Raw genomic sequence first — 17016 nt, forward strand, 5'->3', positions numbered from 1 at the left:
TACGTTCGGTGGGTGCGGGGGCGCTGTGGATGTCCCTCGCAGCCGCTGATCGTTCTCGAAGGGGTCTCCATGGTCGACGCCGTCTCGGATCCGCGTCCGGCAGCCCTCTTGGCACGGGAGATCACGGGGTCCGATGCCGAGGAGCGCTTCGATCGGATCACCCGGATGGCGCGCGACCTGTTCGGCGTCCCGATGGCCGAGATCCACTTCCTCGACGACAGCACGCTGTTCACGAAGTCGCCGCAGACCCCCGGCTGGCCGCTCGAGTACCCCCGCGCGGGCACCTTCTGCGACGCGACGCTGCAGAAGCGCTCGATGCTCGTCATCCCCGATCTCGGTGCGGACCCGGTGTGGGCGGAGAGCGCCCACGTCGCCGGGGCGCCCTACGTGCGCTTCTACGCCGGGCGCCCCCTCAGCATCGACGACGGCCGCCAGCTCGGGACGATCTGCCTGCTGGACGTCGTGCCGCGCGAGCTCACCGCCGACCAGCAGGTCCTGCTCGACGAGTTCGGGAGCTGGGTCGAGCGCGAGCTGCGCGACTCCGCCGAGCGCGACCGGGCGGCGGAGGTGCAGGCTCTGCTGCTCCCTCCGGCGCTCGAGCACCCGGAGGGCTACCTGCTCGCCGGCGTGTCCGTCCCGCGTCAGCAGGTCGCGGGCGACTACTACGACTGGTCGGTGGGAGACGGCTTCGTCGACATCACGGTGGCCGATGTGATGGGCAAGGGCACGGCCGCGGCGATCGTCGCGGCGAGCATCCGCTCGGCCTTCCTCGCCCGCACCGGCGAGATCCCGGCGCGCGCCGTCGCGGGCGCGAACCGCCAGCTGCTGCGCGACTTCACCGCGACCGGCACCTTCGCGACCCTCTTCCACTGCCGTCTCGAGACCGGGACCGGCCGCCTCGACTTCGTCGACGCCGGCCACGGACTCTCGATCGTGCTGCGCGCCGACGGCTCCTTCCAGCGACTCGCGTCGCTGGGGCTGCCGCTGGGCATCGCCGAGGACGGCGGGTGGATGACCCAGTCGGTCGAGCTCCGCCCGGGCGATGCACTCGTGTCGTTCACCGACGGCGTCCTCGACCTCTACGACGGGACTCTCGACTCGCTGGCCGAGGTCACCGCGCTCGCCCGCGCCGCTCGGAGCTCGGAGGAGTTCCTGGGCGCCGTCCGCACCCTCGCGGTCGGCGCGAAGGCCCCGGACGACGTCACTGTCCTCGTGGTGAGCCGGTCGTGAGGCGGGGCCTGCCCGGTCTGCTCGCCCGCGCCCGCGGGACGGCCGCCCTCGCCGTGCTCGCGGCGGCCGTGCTGCTGGCGGGTCCCGCCGTCGCCTCGACCGCCGACGACTCCGCCTTCTCGCCCCCGGCCGGCGCGTACCTCGGGGCGAGCCTCGACTGGAGCAGCGACAGCGCCGCCGAGCAGGCCGATCGCCTCGGCCGCCCGGCGGCGCTCCTCGAGCACGTCGCCTCCGTGCCGGTGACCGAGGCCGAGGTCGGCTACCTCGCGCAGTTCCTGCGCCAGGCCGAGGCGGAGGGGGCGCTCGCCGCCGTCACGCTCCGCCCGGTCGGCGGGCTCGACGGCTTCGACCGTGAGGAGGCCGAGGCGGCGGTCGACGCGCTCTCCCGCGCCCGCGACGGCCGGGAACTCCCGCTGTTCGTCCGCTTCGCGCCGGAGATGAACGCGAGCTGGACGGCCTGGGGCTTCGCGCCCGACGAGTACACCGCCGCCTTCCGCGTCTTCGCCGAGGTGCTGCACTCCGATCTGCCCGACGCCGTCGCGGTGTGGTCGCCCGCCGCCGGAGAGTCGTACCCCTTCTCGAGCGGCGGCGCGACCGGCGACCCGGCGCTCGACACCGACGGCAGCGGACCCCTCGACGGGGGAGACGACCCCTACGGCCCCTACTACCCGGGCGACGACGCGGTCGACTGGGTCGGTCTGTCGGCCTACCACGACCCCAGCGGCGGCGGGGCTCCCACGAACGCGATCGCCGCCGAGGGTGCTCTGGAGGCGGACCTCGACGGAGAGGGCGACCTCGCGTTCTACCAGCGGTTCGCGGCGAGCACCGGGACGCCGATGATGCTCGAGACCGCCGCCTTCTACAGCCCGGGAGCGGGTGGACCGGGCGAGCTGGAGATCAAGCAGGACTGGTGGCGGCAGGTGATCACCGCCACCTCGGGTGACGAGCACCCGCTGATCGACGTGGTGCTGTGGCGCGACTCCTCCTCGGCCAGGGCCGTCGTCGGCGAGGTCGTCATCGACTGGTCCCTGACGGGCTCCGATGCCGTCGCGAGGGCGTTCGCCGCCGACGCCGAGCAGAGCGAGCTCGTCTTCGGCCCGGTCTACACCCCGTCCACGTCCTCGTCCGCGGCGCCGTCCGGGGGAGGGACGATCACCGGCGCGGCGGCCTGGATCCTGGTCGCGGGGGTCCTCGCCGCGGCGATCGCGCTGACCGCCTGGGGGCTGCTCCGCGGTCGGAGCGGCCGGCTCGCCTACGACGGACCCCCGAACCGCGACCTCCGGATCGACTACCTCCGCGGAGTCGCGATCGTCTTCGTCGTCATCAACCACATCGCTCTCGTCTCGGTCTGGCAGAACCTCACGCAGGAGGCCATCGGGATGGTCTCGGGCGCCGAGCTGTTCGTCCTGCTCTCGGGCGGCGTGCTCGGGATGGTGCACCGGCCGAAGGTCCTCGGGGGCGGGCTCGGCGAGGTCACCCTCCGCACCGGGGCGCGGGCGTGGAAGCTCTACGTCACCGCGCTCGTGGTCGTGGTCCTCGTCGGTCTCGTGAGCCTCGTCGGATTCGTCGACTCCACTCCGGCGACCACCTACGTCGACGAGGGGACGGGAGCCGCGGGCAGCGAGGCCACGGGCCGCGTCTACGACCTCTACGCCGGTATCGGCAGCCTCCTGCGCTACCCCGTCGATCCGTCGATCGTCCTCGATCTGGCACTGCTCCGCCTCGGGCCCTGGCAGGTCAACGTCCTCGGTCTGTACGTGGTGATGCTCGCGATCGCCCCGCTGATCCTCTGGGCGCTGTCGCGCGGTCGGTGGGCGCTCGTGCTCCTGGTCAGCTGGGCCGTCTACGTGCTGCAGGCGGTCCTGAACCTGAGGGTGCTGCCCTCGCAGTTCGAGGACTCGTTCCCCCTGCTGACCTGGCAGGCGCTGTTCGTCACGGGCATGGTCGCGGGCTTCCACCGGCGGGAGATCCTGGCGTGGTTCGCGACTCGCGCCGGCCGGGTCCTCCTCGGAGTCGCCGTGGTGGCCACCGTGCTGCTGGCGGTCTTCTCGTGGAACAACCCCTACCTCTCCAGCCCCCTCGACGTCCGGCTGGGGCTGGTCCCCGCGAACACCTTCTCGGACGTCTACTCCGCCGCCTTCGAGCGCACCTCGCTCGATCCCGGTCGCGTGGTCAACGTGCTGCTCGTGGTCGTCACCGCCTACGCGGCGCTCAGCGTGCTCTGGCGGCCCGCTCACCGCCTCCTCGGCTGGTTCTTCGTCCCGCTGGGCCAGGCGACGCTCTACGTGTTCGTCATGCACGTCCTGTTCGTCCTGATCGTGGCGAACGTCCCGCTGCTTCGCGAAGGGAGCACCGTGATCAACTCGCTCGCCTACCTCGTCGTCCTCGGCCTGCTCTGGGTCATGGTGCGGACCCGGTTCCTCTTCCGGATCGTGCCCCGATGAGCGCCGGAACGGCGGTCGGCACGAGGCCCGGCACCGAGAGCACCCTCACCTCGCCCGGCCGCATGCTGCTGCTGCGCATCGTCGTGGTGCTGACGATCGTGCTCGGCGTGAACTACGTCGGCTGGCGATGGCTCTTCTCGCTCAACTGGGACGCGTGGTGGATCGCGGTCCCGCTCGTCGCGGCCGAGACCTACAGTCTCATCGACGTCTGCCTCTTCGGGATGACCATGTGGCGGGCGAGGGGGCGGGCGGCGCCGCCTCCGCCTCCCGAGGACGCCACGGTCGACATCTTCATCACGACCTACAACGAGCCGATCGACCTGGTGATGACCACGGCGCTCGCGGCGCAGGCGGTGCGGTTCCCGCACGCGACGTGGGTGCTCGACGACGGCGACCGCGCCGAGATGCGCGCCGCGGCCGAGGGCGCGGGCCTGGGCTACATCACGCGCTCGGCCGAGTGGGAGGACCGCCCGCGGCACGCGAAGGCCGGCAACCTCAACAACGCGCTCGAGCAGACCACGGGCGAGTTCCTCCTCATCCTCGACGCCGATCAGATCCCCCGCCCCGAGATCCTCGACAACACCCTCGGCTACTTCCGCGACGACGAGGTGGCGCTCGTCCAGACGCCGCAGGTGTTCTCGAACGTCGCGACCGGCGATCCGCTCGGGAGCCAGGCGCCCCTCTTCTACGGTCCGATCCAGCAGGGCAAGGACGGCTGGAACGCCGCGTTCTTCTGCGGGTCCAACGCCGTGCTGCGGCGGGAGGCCCTGATGCAGCTCGGCATCGCCGGCTACGTCCGCGAGCTCGATCGGAGCATCGCGTCGGCCCTTCGCACCGCGGCTCGCGCCGTGAGCCGGGCACGGTCGCACCCGGCCGCCGCCGACCCCGCCGTCCGCGCGGCGCTCGACGACGTCGGTGCCGCGATCACGGAGGCGCGGACCGCCATCGCCGGCGGCGCGCCGATCGCCTCGGTCACCTACGACCTGCACCGCCGCGTCGACGCCGCCGGCTACTCGCTCGTCGCCTCCGACGTGGCCGGCCTCGAGGAGGACCTCGCCGAGATCCGGGCGCTGGCCCGAGCCTCGGGCGGCGGCGGATCCTCGGTCGACACGGTCGTCGACATCGAGCAGATCGTCCAGACCCTCTCGGATCGCGAGCTCTCGCCGCTGAACGCCCTCGAGTCGGTGCAGGCGGTGCTGCAGAGCATCGCGGTCGACCGGCCGGGCGAAGCCCAGCCGATCATGCCGCTCGCGACGATCTCGGTCACCGAGGACATGGCGACCTGCATGCGCCTGCACGGCCTGGGCTGGAGGAGCGTCTACCACCACGAGCTCCTCGCGGACGGCCTGGCCCCGGAGGACGCGGGGACGATGCTCACCCAGCGGCTCCGCTGGGCGCAGGGCACGATGCAGGTGTTCCTCCGCGAGAACCCCCTGCTGCAGAAGGCGCTCAGCGTCCCGCAGCGGCTGATGTACTTCGCGACGATGTGGAGCTACATCAGCGGCTACGCGGCGGTGGTCTACTTCGCCGCGCCCATCGTCTTCCTGGTGCTCGGGATCCTGCCGGTCGCCTCCGACGCGGTCGACTTCTTCATCCGTTTCATCCCGTTCATGATCGTGAACCAGCTCCTCTTCCTGGTCGCCGCGAAGGGCACTCCGACCTGGAGGGGGCAGCAGTACAGCCTCGCCCTGTTCCCGGTCTGGATCGAGGCCTGCACGACCGCGGTCAACAACGTGATCCTGAGGATCCCGCTCGGCTTCGCCGTCACCCCGAAGACGCGGCAGGAGTCGACGGGGATCCCGTGGCGCCTGATCAGGATCCAGCTCGTGGTGATGGTCCTGCTCGTCCTCGCGATCGTGACAGGCTGCCTCCACCTGTTCCTCAACGGCGCGGAGCCGATCGGCACGGGGGTGAACATCGCCTGGGCGGTGTTCGATCTCGTGGTGCTGAGCGTGCTGTTCCGCGCCGTCGCCTACCAGGGCTTCGAGCCCGCCCGCATCGAGAAGGAGACCGCATGACGTTCACCACCGAGACCATCGAGCCGGGGATCACCGTCGTCCACGGCGAGGGCAAGCTGAACATGGTGGCGGCTCCGGAGCTGCGCGACATCGTGAAGCGCTCGATCGACGAGGGGCGCTCGCGCCTCGTGGTCGATCTGAGCGCCGTGTCGTTCCTCGACTCCTCCGGTCTGGGCGCTCTCGTCGGCTGCCTGAAGAGCACCCGCCAGGCGGGAGGGGACCTGCGCATCGCGGCCCCCAGCAAGCAGGTCTCGATGGTGCTGAAGCTCTCGAACCTCGACCGGGTCCTCGCGCAGTTCGACAGCCCTCTGGACGCCTACCGTGACTGAGCGCAGCCTGCTCTTCAGGACTCCGCCGGACACCGTCGACGTCGTGCACACCGCTCTCGAGTCCCTCTGGGACGAGCGGCCGGACATCGACGAGATGGACCGGATGATGTTCGAGACGGCCCTCATCGAGCTGACCGCGAACGTGATCCAGCACGGGTCGTCCTCGACCACGATCATCTGCCGGCTCGAGATCGTCGCCGATGAGCTGCAGCTGCGCGCCGAGCTCGTCGACACGGCCGACCCGCCCGGGATCGACACCGGGCCGCGGGAGATGCCGGACGAGTTCGCGGAGTCGGGCCGGGGCATCGCGTTCATCCAGGCGCTCGTGACCGCGTTCGACTACGAGCGCGCGGAGGGCCGCAACGTCTGGACCCTGAGCAAGGACCGTTCGCCGAGCGGGTCGTGATGCGCTCAGCGATCCGCTCGCGACTGCCCACCCGCGTCCCCGCCTCCCGTGTCACCGCGGCGGCGATCGGACTCGACGAGCACTCGCCCCTGGTCAAGCAGATCCCGGTGGCGTTCCTCTTCGCGGTCGCCGTGGCCCTCAGCCTCCTCCTCCCGACGATCGCGGTGACCGATCCGGCCGCCCTCGTGCTCGCCGCGGTCGCGATGACCGGAGCGACCGCCCTCGCCGCGGTCCTGCCGCGGATCGACCCGGGAGCGCGCGTCGTCCTCGTCGTCCCGGTGCTGGACTTCCTCGTCGTGGGGGTGCTCCGGTACGCCACCGGCGAGAGCGCCTCGATCTTCGCCTCCCTCGCGATCCTCCCGACCGTCTGGGTGGCGGCCTCTCCGGGGCGCCGCAGCGTCGCGCTCGCCTTCGCCGGCATCTGCGCGGGGCTCGTGGTGCCGTTCCTGCTCGGCTCGACGCTCGAGGAGAATCCGAACGAGCTGACCCGCGGACTGTTCTCGGCCGTCGCCTTCGGCCTCGCCGGAGCGGTGGTCAACGAGCTCGCCCGTCTCGCCCGGGCGCACGTGGAGGACGTCCGCGCGAGGGAGCGGATCACCCTCCTGGAGCTCGACCAGGCGGCCCTCGTGCAGCAGGCGCTGCTGCCCAAGACCGACACCGGCGCCGCGGGGTACGACTTCGCCGGCGTCTGCCTCCCCTCGAAGGCCGTGGGCGGCGACTTCTTCGACTGGTACCCCGTCTCCGGAGGCACCGCGTTCACCCTGGGCGACGTGATGGGCAAGGGGGTCGGCGCGGGGATCATCGCCGCGACGGTCCGCGCGGTGATCCGCAGCGCCCGCGGCCACGACGACCTCGCTGTCCCGCTGGACCGCGCCGCCGACGCGCTCTCCTCCGATCTCAGCGACACCGCCTCGTTCGCGACGCTCTTCCACGCCCGCCTCGAGCACGACAGCGGTGGGATCCGCTACGTCGACGCGGGGCACGGGCTCACCCTGCACGTGCGGGCCGACGGCTCCTGGGCGCGACTCGCGGCGCTGAACCTGCCGGTCGGCATCGGGAGCGAGGAGGTGTGGAGCGTCTCCCGCGTGGTGCTCGAGCCGGGCGACTCGCTCATCAGCTGCAGCGACGGCATCCTCGATCTCTACGACGGGACGGTGGAGTCGATGGGGCACGTCGCCCGGATCGTCGCCCGGTCCTCCGACTCCGCCGACGTCGTCTCCCGCCTGAGGGCGCTCACCGAGGCGTCCCTCGAGCGGGAGGACGATGTGACGGCGCTGGTCGTGCGGCGCCTTCCCGCCTGAGGGCCCGTCGACCCGCGGACTCGGTGGCGGGCCGCGGATCTCCCCGCTCGAGCGCCTGATCGTCAGTAGTGTGCGGCCTATGCGCACTCTGTACCCCGAGATCGAGCCCTTCGACAGCGGGATGCTCGACGTCGGCGACGGTCACGAGCTCTACTGGGAGGTCTCGGGCAACCCCGAGGGCAAGCCGGTCGTGTTCCTCCACGGCGGTCCCGGCGCGGGCACCTCGCCGGCCCACCGCCGCCTCTTCGATCCGGAGAAGTACCGCATCGTCCTCTTCGACCAGCGGATGTGCGGACGCTCCACGCCTCACGCCAGCGAGCCCGGGGCCGACCTCTCCACCACCACGACCTGGTACCTCGTCGCCGACATCGAGAAGCTGCGCGAGCACCTCGGAGTCGACCGCTGGCAGGTCTTCGGCGGCTCCTGGGGCTCGACCCTCGCCCTCGCCTACGCCGAGACGCACCCCGAGCGCGTCACCGAGATCGTCCTGCGCGGGATCTTCACCCTGCGCCGGGCCGAGCTCGAGTGGTTCTACGAGGGCGGCGCCGCGGCGGTCTACCCCGACCTCTGGGAGGCGTACACCGCCGTCGTCCCCGCCTCGGAGCGCGGCAGCCTCATCGAGGCGTACTACCGCCTCCTGCACGACGAGGACCCGGCCGTGCACGGGCCGGCCGGTGTCGCGTGGACCACCTGGGAGGCGTCCACCATCTCGCTCCTGCCGCGTCCCGAGATGGTCGAGGCCTGGTCCGACCCCGCCTACGCGCTGGCCTTCGCGCGCATCGAGAACCACTTCTTCGTGCACCACGGCTGGCTGGAGGAGGGGCAGCTGATCCGCGACGTCGGCGTGCTGCGGAACGTGCCCGCCGTCATCGTCCAGGGCCGCTACGACATGTGCACCCCCGCGTTCACCGCCTGGGACCTGCACACCGCCTGGCCCGAGGCCGACTTCCGCCTCATCCCGGACGCCGGTCACGCGTTCGACGAGCCCGGCATCCTCGACGCCCTGATCGAGGCCACCGACCGCTTCGCCTCCTGACCCGCGCGGCGCCGGGCGATGCGCGCCCGGGCCGCCGCCGCGGGCCGACGCGACTACCCTGATCAGATGCCCGCCGACGACGCCTCCGAGATGGCCACCTGGCCCACGGGTCGCCTGCTCTCGACGGCGTCCCGGATGGTCGAGCACGCCTGGCACGGCGCGCTCGCCGAGATCGGGCTGACGCACGCCGGGCTCATCGTGCTGCACTTCCTCCAGGCCGGACCGACCGCGCAGAAGGAGCTGGCCGCCGCCGCGCACGTCGAGGTGCAGACCATGTCGCGCACCATCGAGCGCCTCGAGCGCGAGGGCCACGTCGCGCGCCACAGCGACCCGGCCGACCGCCGGCGCCAGCTGGTCTCGCTGACCCCGAAGGGCGCGGAGGCGTGGCACCGCGCCCACCGCCTCGAGGTCGACATGTTCCCGGGCAGTCTCGAGCACGGCCCGCTGCGGGAGGCGCTGCTCGACATCATCCGCGACGCGAGCGAGTCCCGCTGGGGCTGACCCCCTCCGCAAGCCCCCTCGCGAGCCTCGCCGTCGCCAGTACCGTGACCGCATGACCTTCAACGACGACTCCCAGCTCAGCGGCGGCAAGGTGCGGCGGCGCGGCCGCACGACGGGCATCGCGGTCGGAGGCGGCGCGGGCGTGGTCATCGTCCTCGCGCTCCTCTCGCAGCTGCTCGGCGTCGACCTGTCGGGGCTGGCCGGGCTCGCGGGCGGCGGAGGCGGCACCTCGCCCGAGCAGATCACCAGCACCGCGGTCGCCTGCGACAGCGGCGCCGACGCGAACGCGCAGGTCGACTGCCGGCTCGAGGGCGCCGCGGAGTCGCTGGACCGCTACTGGGGCACCGCGACCGGCGCGCTCGGTGTCGGCTACACGACTCCGGCGGGCGTGATCGTCTTCGAGGACCAGACCCAGACCGGCTGCGGAGGCGCGACCGCCGCGGTCGGTCCCTTCTACTGCCCGCCGGACCAGACGATCTACCTCGACACCGACTTCTTCGACGAGCTGCGGACCCGCTTCGACACGTCGGGCGGCTCGCTCGCGCAGATGTACATCCTGGCTCACGAGTGGGGGCACCACATCCAGAACCTGACCGGCGCGATGGAGTCGGCCGACCGCTCGGGGACCGGCCCCGACTCCGACTCGGTGCGCCTCGAGCTGCAGGCCGACTGCTTCGCCGGAGCGTGGGTCGGCGACGCGTCGACCGTGCCCGACGAGACGGGAACGCCGTACCTCAAGCCGGTGACGACCCAGGAGTACCAGGACGCGCTGGGAGCGGCGGCGGCGGTCGGCGACGACCGCATCCAGGAGCAGGCGACGGGGACCGTCGACCCCGAGGGCTGGACCCACGGCTCGGCCGAGCAGCGTCAGCGCTGGTTCCAGGCCGGCTTCGAGGGCGACGCCACGAGCTGCGACACCTTCGCGGCCGCGCAGCTCTAGGCCCGCGCTCGATCCGGATCGCGCGCTGTCACGACACCGAGTCGGCCGGCTCCGTCATGTACCACTCCGTGAACGAGCGCGCCCGCCCGTCCTCGGCGAACCGGACGACCCACAGATTCAGGTAGGTCGCGTCGCCCGGGTAGATGGTCCGCGCCTCCACCACGGCGGTCTCCTCGGTCAGCGCGACGAGCCCCCAGGCGAACGTCGGGTCGCTCGGCTCCTCCTCCGCCCGCCACCACTCGACGATCGCGTCGCGCGGAGTGATCGCGTCGCGGTACGGCGCCGTGAAGTACTCGGCGTCCTCGGTGAACAGCGCGGCGATGTCCTGCGGGTCGTCGCTCGCCCAGGCCCGCTCGTAGGCGGCGATCCAGCTCTCGATGTCGATCATCCGCCCATCCTGCGCCTGCTCGGCCGGAGTCGGAAGCGCCGCCGAGGGAAGGATCCCGACCGTCGCTCGGTTCGATACCGCAGCCGGCCGATGCAAAGCTTGGCGATACGACTCGCTACCGAAGGACCTCTGTGCCCGACCGCCGCTCCCTCACCCGCTCTCCCGACCCCCGCCTGATCACCGCCGTCCTCGCCTTCGCCGGCATGAGCGCCTCGTTCATGCAGACCCTGGTCGTGCCGATCCAGTCGGAGCTGCCGACCCTCCTCGGCGCCGACCGCAGCGAGACGGCCTGGGTGATCACGGCGACGCTGCTCAGCGCGTGCATCCTCACGCCGGTCTCGGGCCGGCTCGGCGACCTCTACGGCAAGCGGCGGATGGCGATCGCCGCGCTCGTGGTCCTCGTGATCGGCTCCGTCGTCTGCGCCTTCGCGGGCGACGTCTGGACCCTCGTCGTCGGGCGTGCGCTGCAGGGCGCCGTGATGGGCGTCATCCCGCTCGGCATCTCGATCCTCCGCGACACGCTGCACCGCGACCGCCTGCCCGGCGCCATCGCGCTGGTCAGCGCCACGCTCGGCATCGGCGGCGCGCTCGGCCTCCCGCTCAGCGCCCTCGTCGCGCAGAACCTCGACTGGCACGTCCTGTTCTGGATGTCGGCGGCGCTCGGCGTCCTCGACATCGTCCTCGTCCTCCTCGTCGTGCCGGTGTCGACGCTGCGCGCGCCCGGCAGCTTCGACGTGGTCGGCACGATCGGGCTCGCCCTCGGCTTGAGCGGCATCCTGATCGCCGTCTCGCGCGGCAACGACGCGGGCTGGACGAGCCCGGCGATCCTCGGCTCCGGCCTGGGCGGCATCGTGATCCTGCTGGTCTGGGGCTGGTACGAGCTACGGCAGTCGAGCCCGCTCGTCGACCTGCGGGTGGCCGCGCGGCCCGCCGTGCTGTTCACGAACCTCGCCTCCGTGGCGGTCGGCTTCGCCTTCTTCGGCGCGCAGATCACGCTCCCGCAGATGCTCGAGCTGCCGCTCGCCTCGGGAGCCGGCTTCGGCCTCAGCCTGATCGTGGCGAGCCTCGTCCTCGCCCCCTCCGGGCTCGCGATGATGGCGACGTCCCCGGTCGCCGCGCGTCTCTCCGCGCAGTCGGGGCCCCGCATCGTGCTGGTCTCGGGCGCCGCCCTGATCGCGGTGTCGTATCTGCTGGTGCTCCCGTTCGGCACCGAGGTGTGGCAGATCCTGGTGATCAACGCGCTGATCGGCGTCGGCCTCGGCCTCGCCTACGCCGCGATGCCCACCCTGATCATGCACGCCGTCCCCGCCTCTGAGACGGCGGCGGCCAACGGCCTCAACTCCCTGATGCGCACCCTCGGCACGACCCTGTCGTCGGCCGTGACGGCCGCGGTGCTCGCCCAGCTGACGGTCTCGGTCGGCGCGATCGACGTCCCGAGCTCCGACGGCTTCCGCACCACGTTCGTGATCGGCGCCGTCGGCGCGGTCGTCGCCGTGGTGCTCGGGCTGCTCATCCCGAAGGTCTCGCGGCCGGAGGCGCGCCCCGCGCTGCCCTGAGGCTCACCCCAACGGTGTGCGGCCTACTCGCCGTCCTCGGCGAGCATCCGCTCGATCTGCAGCTCGCGGAGCCGCGCCGTCGTCAGCTGGTTCTCGCGCGCGGCGATCATGAGCCGGCACAGCAGCACCGCCAGCACGATCAGGACCACCGCGACGACGACCACGAAGGCGATGTACAGGACGAAGACGAGGTCGAATCCGGTCACCATCGTCCGACCCTACTGACGCCCCGTCCCGCGGTCGTCCCCCGCCCGGCGGAGCGCGGACCCGTCACACATCCGGCTCGCGAGATCTCTTTCGGCTCGCTGATTCCGCAGGTTTCGACGCGCCGAATCGGTTTCTGCGAGCCGAGGGTGGTCCGGTGGCGCCCTCCTCCGACCTCGGGCTCGTCGATCCGGGTCTGGCTCGCTGATTCGGCGGGTTTCGGCGAGCCGAGCCGGTTTCTGCGAGCCGGAGGTGGTCCGGTGGCGCCCTCCTCCGACCTCCGGCTCGTCGATTCAGGTTCGGCTCGCTGATTCCGCGGGTTTCGACGAGCCGAACCGGTTTCTGCGAGCCGGAGGTCGTCCGGTGGCGCCCTCCTCCGGGCTCCGGCTCGTCGATCCGGGTTCGGCTCGCTGAATCCGCGCAGTCCGGCGAGCCGAACCGGTTTCTGCGAGCCGAACGAGCCCGCCTGCGCCGACTCGCGCGGCCCGCCCGCGCTCTCCTACTCTGGGCAGAAGGCGCCCTGTCGCCGGGGGAGCGGGGGCGCGATGCAGGTCGAGCGGGTCGTGTCGCGCGCGCAGTACGACGACTTCAGCCTCCTGCCCGGCCGCCTGCACCCGCGCTCCCTCACGGTGCCGCTGCCCGACTCCGTGCTGAAGTCGTGGTGGCGCGGGTCACGGCTGCGCCCGGCCGGAGTCGAGCTGCTCCTCGCGCGCGATCGCGGCGGCCGCGTGGTCGGCCGCACCACCGTGCACTCCGATCCGCGCCTCGACGCCCGGGTCGGCGCGCGCACCCTGCTGTTCGGGGCCACCGACTTCGCCGACGCCGAGGCGGCCGCCGCGCTGTTCGCCGCGATCCGCGAGCGCGCCGGCGGCTACGAGCAGATCCTCGGTCCGATGTCCCTCCTGCCCAACGAGGGCGGCGGAGTGATCACGAGCGAGTTCTCGCAGCGCGGCTTCCTCCGCGTGCTGTGGAACCCGTCGAGCTACCCCGGCGTCTACGAGGCCGCGGGCTTCGAGCGGATCTGGGAGGGCGACACCTGGAGCGTGCCGACCGTGCCGCGGCGCGCGGGCGACCCGCTCGGCCCGGTCGCCCCGGAGGAGTGGGCCGCGGCGGGCCTGCGCCCCGGCCGACTCACCGCCGCCGGCACCGACGCCACGCGCGCCGAGATGCTCGGCGTCCTCAACCGCGCCGGAGCGGCGTCGCCGTTCGCGACCGAGGTGACGGCGGGCGAGCTCAACCGCGGATCCATCGGCGTCGCGGCGCTCGCCGCGCTCCTGGACCCGGACATCCTGCGCCTCGCCACCGACGAGGCGACCGGCCGCCTGGTGGGCTTCGCGCTCGCCGTGCCCGACTACAGCCGCTTCCTCCAGAGCACGCGGGGCCGGGTCGGCGTGCTCGATCAGCTGCAGGCGGTGCTGACCCGCTCCCGGTTCCGTCAGGAGGCGGTGCTGCAGATGCAGTGCACCGATCCGGTCGACCAGGGGCGCGGAGTCGGCACCCTGCTCGGCCGCGATCTGCAGGCGCACCTGGCCCAGCGCGGCTACCGGCGGCTCCGCATCCCCTACATCGCCCGCGACGGGGTCGCCGCGCGCGCGCAGCTCGAGCACTTCGGCGGCGTGCCGGTGCACGGCGTCACCTTCTACCGCAGCGCCGTCTCCTGAGGCACCCTCAGCGGCAGGCGGAGGCGACCGCCACCGCGTCCGCGCCCGGCTCGCCGTAGGGCTCCGTGCCCGAGCCGTCCGCGAAGCCGAGCGACAGCGCCCAGGCCGTCGCCCACTTCTCGTCGTCGCCCTCGAACGGAGCCGCGCGGTACAGCTCGTAGCAGCCGTCCTTCGAGGTGATGGCGTGGCCGACCTCGTGCGCGACCAGCCCCTGCGTCCAGTCCGCGTCCCAGTTGCGCTGGATGCTCTCGGTCAGCCGGATCGTCGCGGGAGCCCCCTCCTCGAGCGTCCAGGTCGCGAGCCCGGCGCCGCTGTCGAGCTCGCCGTAGGCCACTCCGTCGATCTCGATGCTCTCCTCCCACGTCACATCGAGCGGAACGCCTCCCGCGATCGAGTCCGCGAAGTCGAGCACCTCCTGCTTCCGCGGCCAGTCGGCGGCGGCGCGCTCGGCGAGGCCGTCGGCCTGCGACTGCTGCAGGTCGGCGACCCGGGCGAGGTAGGCGCGCAGGAGCGCGGGCTGCGACAGATCGACGGGCTCGTCGGATCCGCCGTAGCCGTAGAGGGCCTTCTCGACGAGCCAGCGCGCCTCGTGGGTCGCCGCGGTGCTCGACTCGGCGAGGGCGGTGCCGACGGCGGCCGTCGCGACGGCGAAGTCGGCGGAGGCGGTGCGCGCCGCTCCGAGCAGCGGCCGGATCCGCGCCGTCTGCTCCCGCTGCTCGGCCGCGTCGGCCTCGAGCGCCTCCGACTGCGCGTCGAACCCGTCGGCCGCGCCGAAGCGCTCCTCGGTCCCCTCCGGATCGGCGGGCGCCCGCACCGCCGCGCGCTCGCCGACGGGCACATCGTCGGCCGCGTCCACGACCGCGTCGATCGCGCCGAGGTAGGCGTCGCGACTCGCGGCGTCGACGGCGGCCGGGTCCGCCTCGGCGGCCGCGCTGCGGACACCGCTCGTCTCCGCCACGACCGCCGCCTCGAGCGCGTCCCACTCCGCGACCGCGGCATCGTGGTCCTGCGCGGTCTCGACGAGCCGCGAGCCCGCCTCCTCGAAGCGCTGCTCGGCGATCGCGCCGCGGACGACGACGGTCGTCACCGTCCCGGTGACCGCCAGGGCGAGCACGACGCCGACGGAGATCCCCCGGCGCGCGCCGCGCGACAGCGGCCGCCGGGGCGGCCGACCGGGGGAGAGGGTCGCGGGATCGGGCGGCGGGAACGAGCCGGTCGCGGCTCCCGGGGCGGCTGTGCTCACGCGCCCAGTATCGCCGAGCGCCGCACGCCGGCCGCACGGAGCGTCACGCGGCACTCACATCCGGCGCTTATGCGAGCGCGCGTAGGGTGTCCGACTGTGGATCCCCGCCCCTCAGACGTCGCCGTGCCCCCGCTGACGGACGCCGTCGCGCAGGCGCTCGACGCGACGACCGTCGCCGAGATCCGGGCGCTCCGCGACGACTTCGCGCGCTTCATGCTGCAGTACAAGTTCGGGATGGACGAGATCGTCACGAAGGTGTCGATCCTGCAGGAGGAGTTCCGCGAGCTGCAGGAGTACAACCCGATCGAGCACGTGACCAGCCGCCTCAAGTCGGCCGACAGCCTCATCGAGAAGATCGAGCGCAAGGGCTGCGAGACCACGTTCGAGGGCATCGCGGGCGCCATCACCGACATCGCGGGTGTGCGGATCACCTGCAGCTTCGTCTCGGACGTCTACCGCGTCTTCGAGCTGCTCACCTCGCAGTCCGACGTGACCGTCCTCGAGGTGAAGGACTACATCGCCGAGCCGAAGGAGAACGGGTACAAGAGCCTGCACGCGATCGTCGAGGTGCCGGTGTTCCTCTCGGGAGGCTCGGTGGACGTCTGCGTCGAGGTGCAGTTCCGCACCATCGCGATGGACTTCTGGGCGAGCCTCGAGCACAAGATCTACTACAAGTACGACCGCCAGGTGCCGCAGGAGCTGCTCGACGGCCTGGCCGACGCCGCGCGCACCGCCGCGAGCCTCGACGCCGACATGGAGCGCCTGCACCGCCAGGTCCGCGGCGAGCTCCCGCTGCAGAGCTCCGGGGCGCCGCGCGCGGTCGACGTCTGACCCGCGGCCTCAGCTCAGCGCGGTCACCAGCACCAGCAGCAGCACGGCCGTCCCGTTCAGGGTCGCGTGCGAGACGATCGCCGCGCCGAGCCGCCCCGTCACCGTCGAGATCCAGCCGTGCGCCAGCCCGGCGATCACGGTCGTCGCACCGAGGGTGACGACCGTCGCCGGGTTCACCATCTGGTGCCCGTGCAGCAGCGCGAAGACGAGAGTCGACGCGATGACGCTGAACACCGCCGCCCAGATCCGGCGGCCGCGGGTCGGAGGCGCCGCGTCGGCCGGCCGGCGGAGCATCCGGTTGCGCACGGCCCGCATCACGACGCCTCGGCAGAGGATCTCCTCGACGACGGGCGCGACGACGACGGGGATGACGACCGAGCTGAGCACGAACCACAGCGGGTCCGGCTCGAGGTCGAGGTTCGACTGCGCGTCCGCCAGGTACGGCGAGAACACCAGCAGCACGGCGACGATCGCGAGCCGCACGCCGATCCCGAGGCCGATGCCGATCGGGATGTCGACCCAGCGGAACCGCAGCCCGTAGTCGGCGGCGAGCGACCCCAGCCCGCGCAGCCTCGAGGCCGCGATCGGCACGATCAGCCCGACCAGGTAGCTCCCGAAGGCGCCCGCGAAGAGCAGCCCGGGGGAGTAGGGCAGCACGCCGAACCCGAACAGCAGGATGAGCGCCGCGAGCGGCAGCACGATCCCGACGATCGTGAGCACCGCGGTCGGCAGGCCCCAGCGCACCCGCGGATCGGGCGCGTAGAGCAGAGAGGAGTAGGGGGCGGGTCCGGCCGGCAGCTCCGATGCGCTCGGCGGCGCCCAGCCGCGGGTCGCGGGATCCGGAGGATCGAGGGCGATCGTCGACGGGTCGGGCGGCGGGAAGGCGGCGGAGTCCATGGCCGGATCAGCCTACGCACGCGACCTGGGC

General features: G+C 72.5%; 16 protein-coding genes. 12 read left to right on the forward strand and 4 right to left on the reverse strand.

Features of this window, described 5'->3' with window-relative positions:
• The first annotated feature begins 69 nt into the window (after nt 1-69).
• The 9 genes from GSU68_RS02675 (at nt 70) to GSU68_RS02715 (ending at nt 10205) form a co-directional block, all read left to right on the forward strand.
• Entirely contained in the window at nt 70-1230 is a 1161-nt protein-coding gene (locus tag GSU68_RS02675) for a SpoIIE family protein phosphatase (protein ID WP_159905577.1), read from the forward strand.
• Nucleotides 1227-3674 (forward strand): OpgC domain-containing protein, encoded by a 2448-nt coding sequence (gene opgC, locus GSU68_RS02680; protein ID WP_159905578.1) that lies wholly within the window; start codon nt 1227-1229, stop codon nt 3672-3674. The genes GSU68_RS02675 and opgC overlap by 4 nt, the downstream gene beginning before the upstream one ends.
• 62 nt (nt 3675-3736) lie before the next feature.
• Nucleotides 3737-5692 carry a glycosyltransferase family 2 protein gene (locus GSU68_RS02685; RefSeq protein WP_159910091.1) on the forward strand — a complete coding sequence of 652 codons (1956 nt, stop codon included), beginning with the start codon at nt 3737-3739 and terminating at the stop codon, nt 5690-5692.
• On the forward strand, nt 5689-6021 hold the full coding sequence (locus GSU68_RS02690) for an STAS domain-containing protein (RefSeq protein WP_159905579.1): 333 nt from the start codon (nt 5689-5691) through the stop codon (nt 6019-6021). The genes GSU68_RS02685 and GSU68_RS02690 overlap by 4 nt, the downstream gene beginning before the upstream one ends.
• The gene (locus tag GSU68_RS02695; protein WP_159905580.1) at nt 6014-6427 is read left to right on the forward strand and encodes an ATP-binding protein; all 414 of its coding nucleotides are present in this window, start codon (nt 6014-6016) and stop codon (nt 6425-6427) included. The genes GSU68_RS02690 and GSU68_RS02695 overlap by 8 nt, the downstream gene beginning before the upstream one ends.
• Nucleotides 6427-7728, forward strand: coding sequence for a SpoIIE family protein phosphatase (locus GSU68_RS02700; protein ID WP_159905581.1), 1302 nt, complete (start codon nt 6427-6429; stop codon nt 7726-7728). The genes GSU68_RS02695 and GSU68_RS02700 overlap by 1 nt, the downstream gene beginning before the upstream one ends.
• 79 nt (nt 7729-7807) lie before the next feature.
• Nucleotides 7808-8764, forward strand: a complete 957-nt coding sequence (gene pip, locus GSU68_RS02705; RefSeq protein ID WP_159905582.1) for a prolyl aminopeptidase — start codon at nt 7808-7810, stop codon at nt 8762-8764.
• Nucleotides 8765-8830: 66 nt separating this feature from the next.
• Nucleotides 8831-9265: a MarR family transcriptional regulator gene (locus GSU68_RS02710; RefSeq protein ID WP_159905583.1), complete on the forward strand. Its 435-nt coding sequence runs from the start codon at nt 8831-8833 to the stop codon at nt 9263-9265.
• A gap of 52 nt (nt 9266-9317) precedes the next feature.
• On the forward strand, nt 9318-10205 hold the full coding sequence (locus GSU68_RS02715; protein WP_159905584.1) for a neutral zinc metallopeptidase: 888 nt from the start codon (nt 9318-9320) through the stop codon (nt 10203-10205).
• A gap of 28 nt (nt 10206-10233) precedes the next feature.
• On the opposite strand, the gene GSU68_RS02720 is transcribed toward GSU68_RS02715, so the two are convergent.
• Nucleotides 10234-10593: a nuclear transport factor 2 family protein gene (locus GSU68_RS02720; RefSeq protein WP_159905585.1), complete on the reverse strand. Its 360-nt coding sequence runs from the start codon at nt 10591-10593 to the stop codon at nt 10234-10236.
• Between the two features lie 131 nt (nt 10594-10724).
• On the opposite strand from GSU68_RS02720, the gene GSU68_RS02725 reads away from it, so the two are divergent.
• A complete protein-coding gene (locus GSU68_RS02725; RefSeq protein WP_244259367.1) occupies nt 10725-12149 on the forward strand; it encodes an MFS transporter in 1425 nt (474 codons plus the stop codon).
• A 23-nt stretch (nt 12150-12172) separates the two neighbouring features.
• On the opposite strand, the gene GSU68_RS02730 is transcribed toward GSU68_RS02725, so the two are convergent.
• Nucleotides 12173-12358: a hypothetical protein gene (locus GSU68_RS02730; RefSeq protein ID WP_159905586.1), complete on the reverse strand. Its 186-nt coding sequence runs from the start codon at nt 12356-12358 to the stop codon at nt 12173-12175.
• 540 nt (nt 12359-12898) lie between these two features.
• On the opposite strand from GSU68_RS02730, the gene GSU68_RS02735 reads away from it, so the two are divergent.
• Entirely contained in the window at nt 12899-14014 is a 1116-nt protein-coding gene (locus GSU68_RS02735) for a hypothetical protein (RefSeq protein ID WP_159905587.1), read from the forward strand.
• Nucleotides 14015-14021: 7 nt separating this feature from the next.
• Here GSU68_RS02735 and GSU68_RS02740 read toward each other — a convergent pair whose 3' ends face one another.
• Nucleotides 14022-15257, reverse strand: a complete 1236-nt coding sequence (locus GSU68_RS02740) for a hypothetical protein (RefSeq protein ID WP_159905588.1) — start codon at nt 15255-15257, stop codon at nt 14022-14024.
• A gap of 213 nt (nt 15258-15470) precedes the next feature.
• Between GSU68_RS02740 and GSU68_RS02745 the strand changes: the two genes are divergently transcribed.
• Nucleotides 15471-16088, forward strand: coding sequence for a GTP pyrophosphokinase family protein (locus GSU68_RS02745; protein WP_244259447.1), 618 nt, complete (start codon nt 15471-15473; stop codon nt 16086-16088).
• A 9-nt stretch (nt 16089-16097) separates the two neighbouring features.
• On the opposite strand, the gene GSU68_RS02750 is transcribed toward GSU68_RS02745, so the two are convergent.
• Nucleotides 16098-16985, reverse strand: coding sequence for a CPBP family intramembrane glutamic endopeptidase (locus GSU68_RS02750; RefSeq protein ID WP_159905590.1), 888 nt, complete (start codon nt 16983-16985; stop codon nt 16098-16100).
• Nucleotides 16986-17016 lie beyond the last annotated feature (31 nt).

The organism is Rathayibacter sp. VKM Ac-2759 (genome assembly GCF_009834225.1).
Classification (GTDB): Bacteria; Actinomycetota; Actinomycetes; order Actinomycetales; family Microbacteriaceae; genus Rathayibacter.

Excerpts from the sequence above, each read along its gene's own strand:
- GSU68_RS02675 (WP_159905577.1), top strand. The coding sequence starts at position 70 with ATGGTCGACGCCGTCTCGGATCCGCGTCCGGCAGCCCTCTTGGCACGG.
- GSU68_RS02685 (WP_159910091.1), top strand. The coding sequence starts at position 3,737 with ATGCTGCTGCTGCGCATCGTCGTGGTGCTGACGATCGTGCTCGGCGTG.
- GSU68_RS02690 (WP_159905579.1), top strand. The coding sequence starts at position 5,689 with ATGACGTTCACCACCGAGACCATCGAGCCGGGGATCACCGTCGTCCAC.
- GSU68_RS02700 (WP_159905581.1), top strand. The coding sequence starts at position 6,427 with ATGCGCTCAGCGATCCGCTCGCGACTGCCCACCCGCGTCCCCGCCTCC.
- pip (WP_159905582.1), top strand. The coding sequence starts at position 7,808 with ATGCGCACTCTGTACCCCGAGATCGAGCCCTTCGACAGCGGGATGCTC.
- GSU68_RS02710 (WP_159905583.1), top strand. The coding sequence starts at position 8,831 with ATGCCCGCCGACGACGCCTCCGAGATGGCCACCTGGCCCACGGGTCGC.
- GSU68_RS02715 (WP_159905584.1), top strand. The coding sequence starts at position 9,318 with ATGACCTTCAACGACGACTCCCAGCTCAGCGGCGGCAAGGTGCGGCGG.
- GSU68_RS02720 (WP_159905585.1), bottom strand. The coding sequence starts at position 10,593 with ATGATCGACATCGAGAGCTGGATCGCCGCCTACGAGCGGGCCTGGGCG.
- GSU68_RS02730 (WP_159905586.1), bottom strand. The coding sequence starts at position 12,358 with ATGGTGACCGGATTCGACCTCGTCTTCGTCCTGTACATCGCCTTCGTG.
- GSU68_RS02735 (WP_159905587.1), top strand. The coding sequence starts at position 12,899 with ATGCAGGTCGAGCGGGTCGTGTCGCGCGCGCAGTACGACGACTTCAGC.
- GSU68_RS02745 (WP_244259447.1), top strand. The coding sequence starts at position 15,471 with ATGCTGCAGTACAAGTTCGGGATGGACGAGATCGTCACGAAGGTGTCG.
- GSU68_RS02750 (WP_159905590.1), bottom strand. The coding sequence starts at position 16,985 with ATGGACTCCGCCGCCTTCCCGCCGCCCGACCCGTCGACGATCGCCCTC.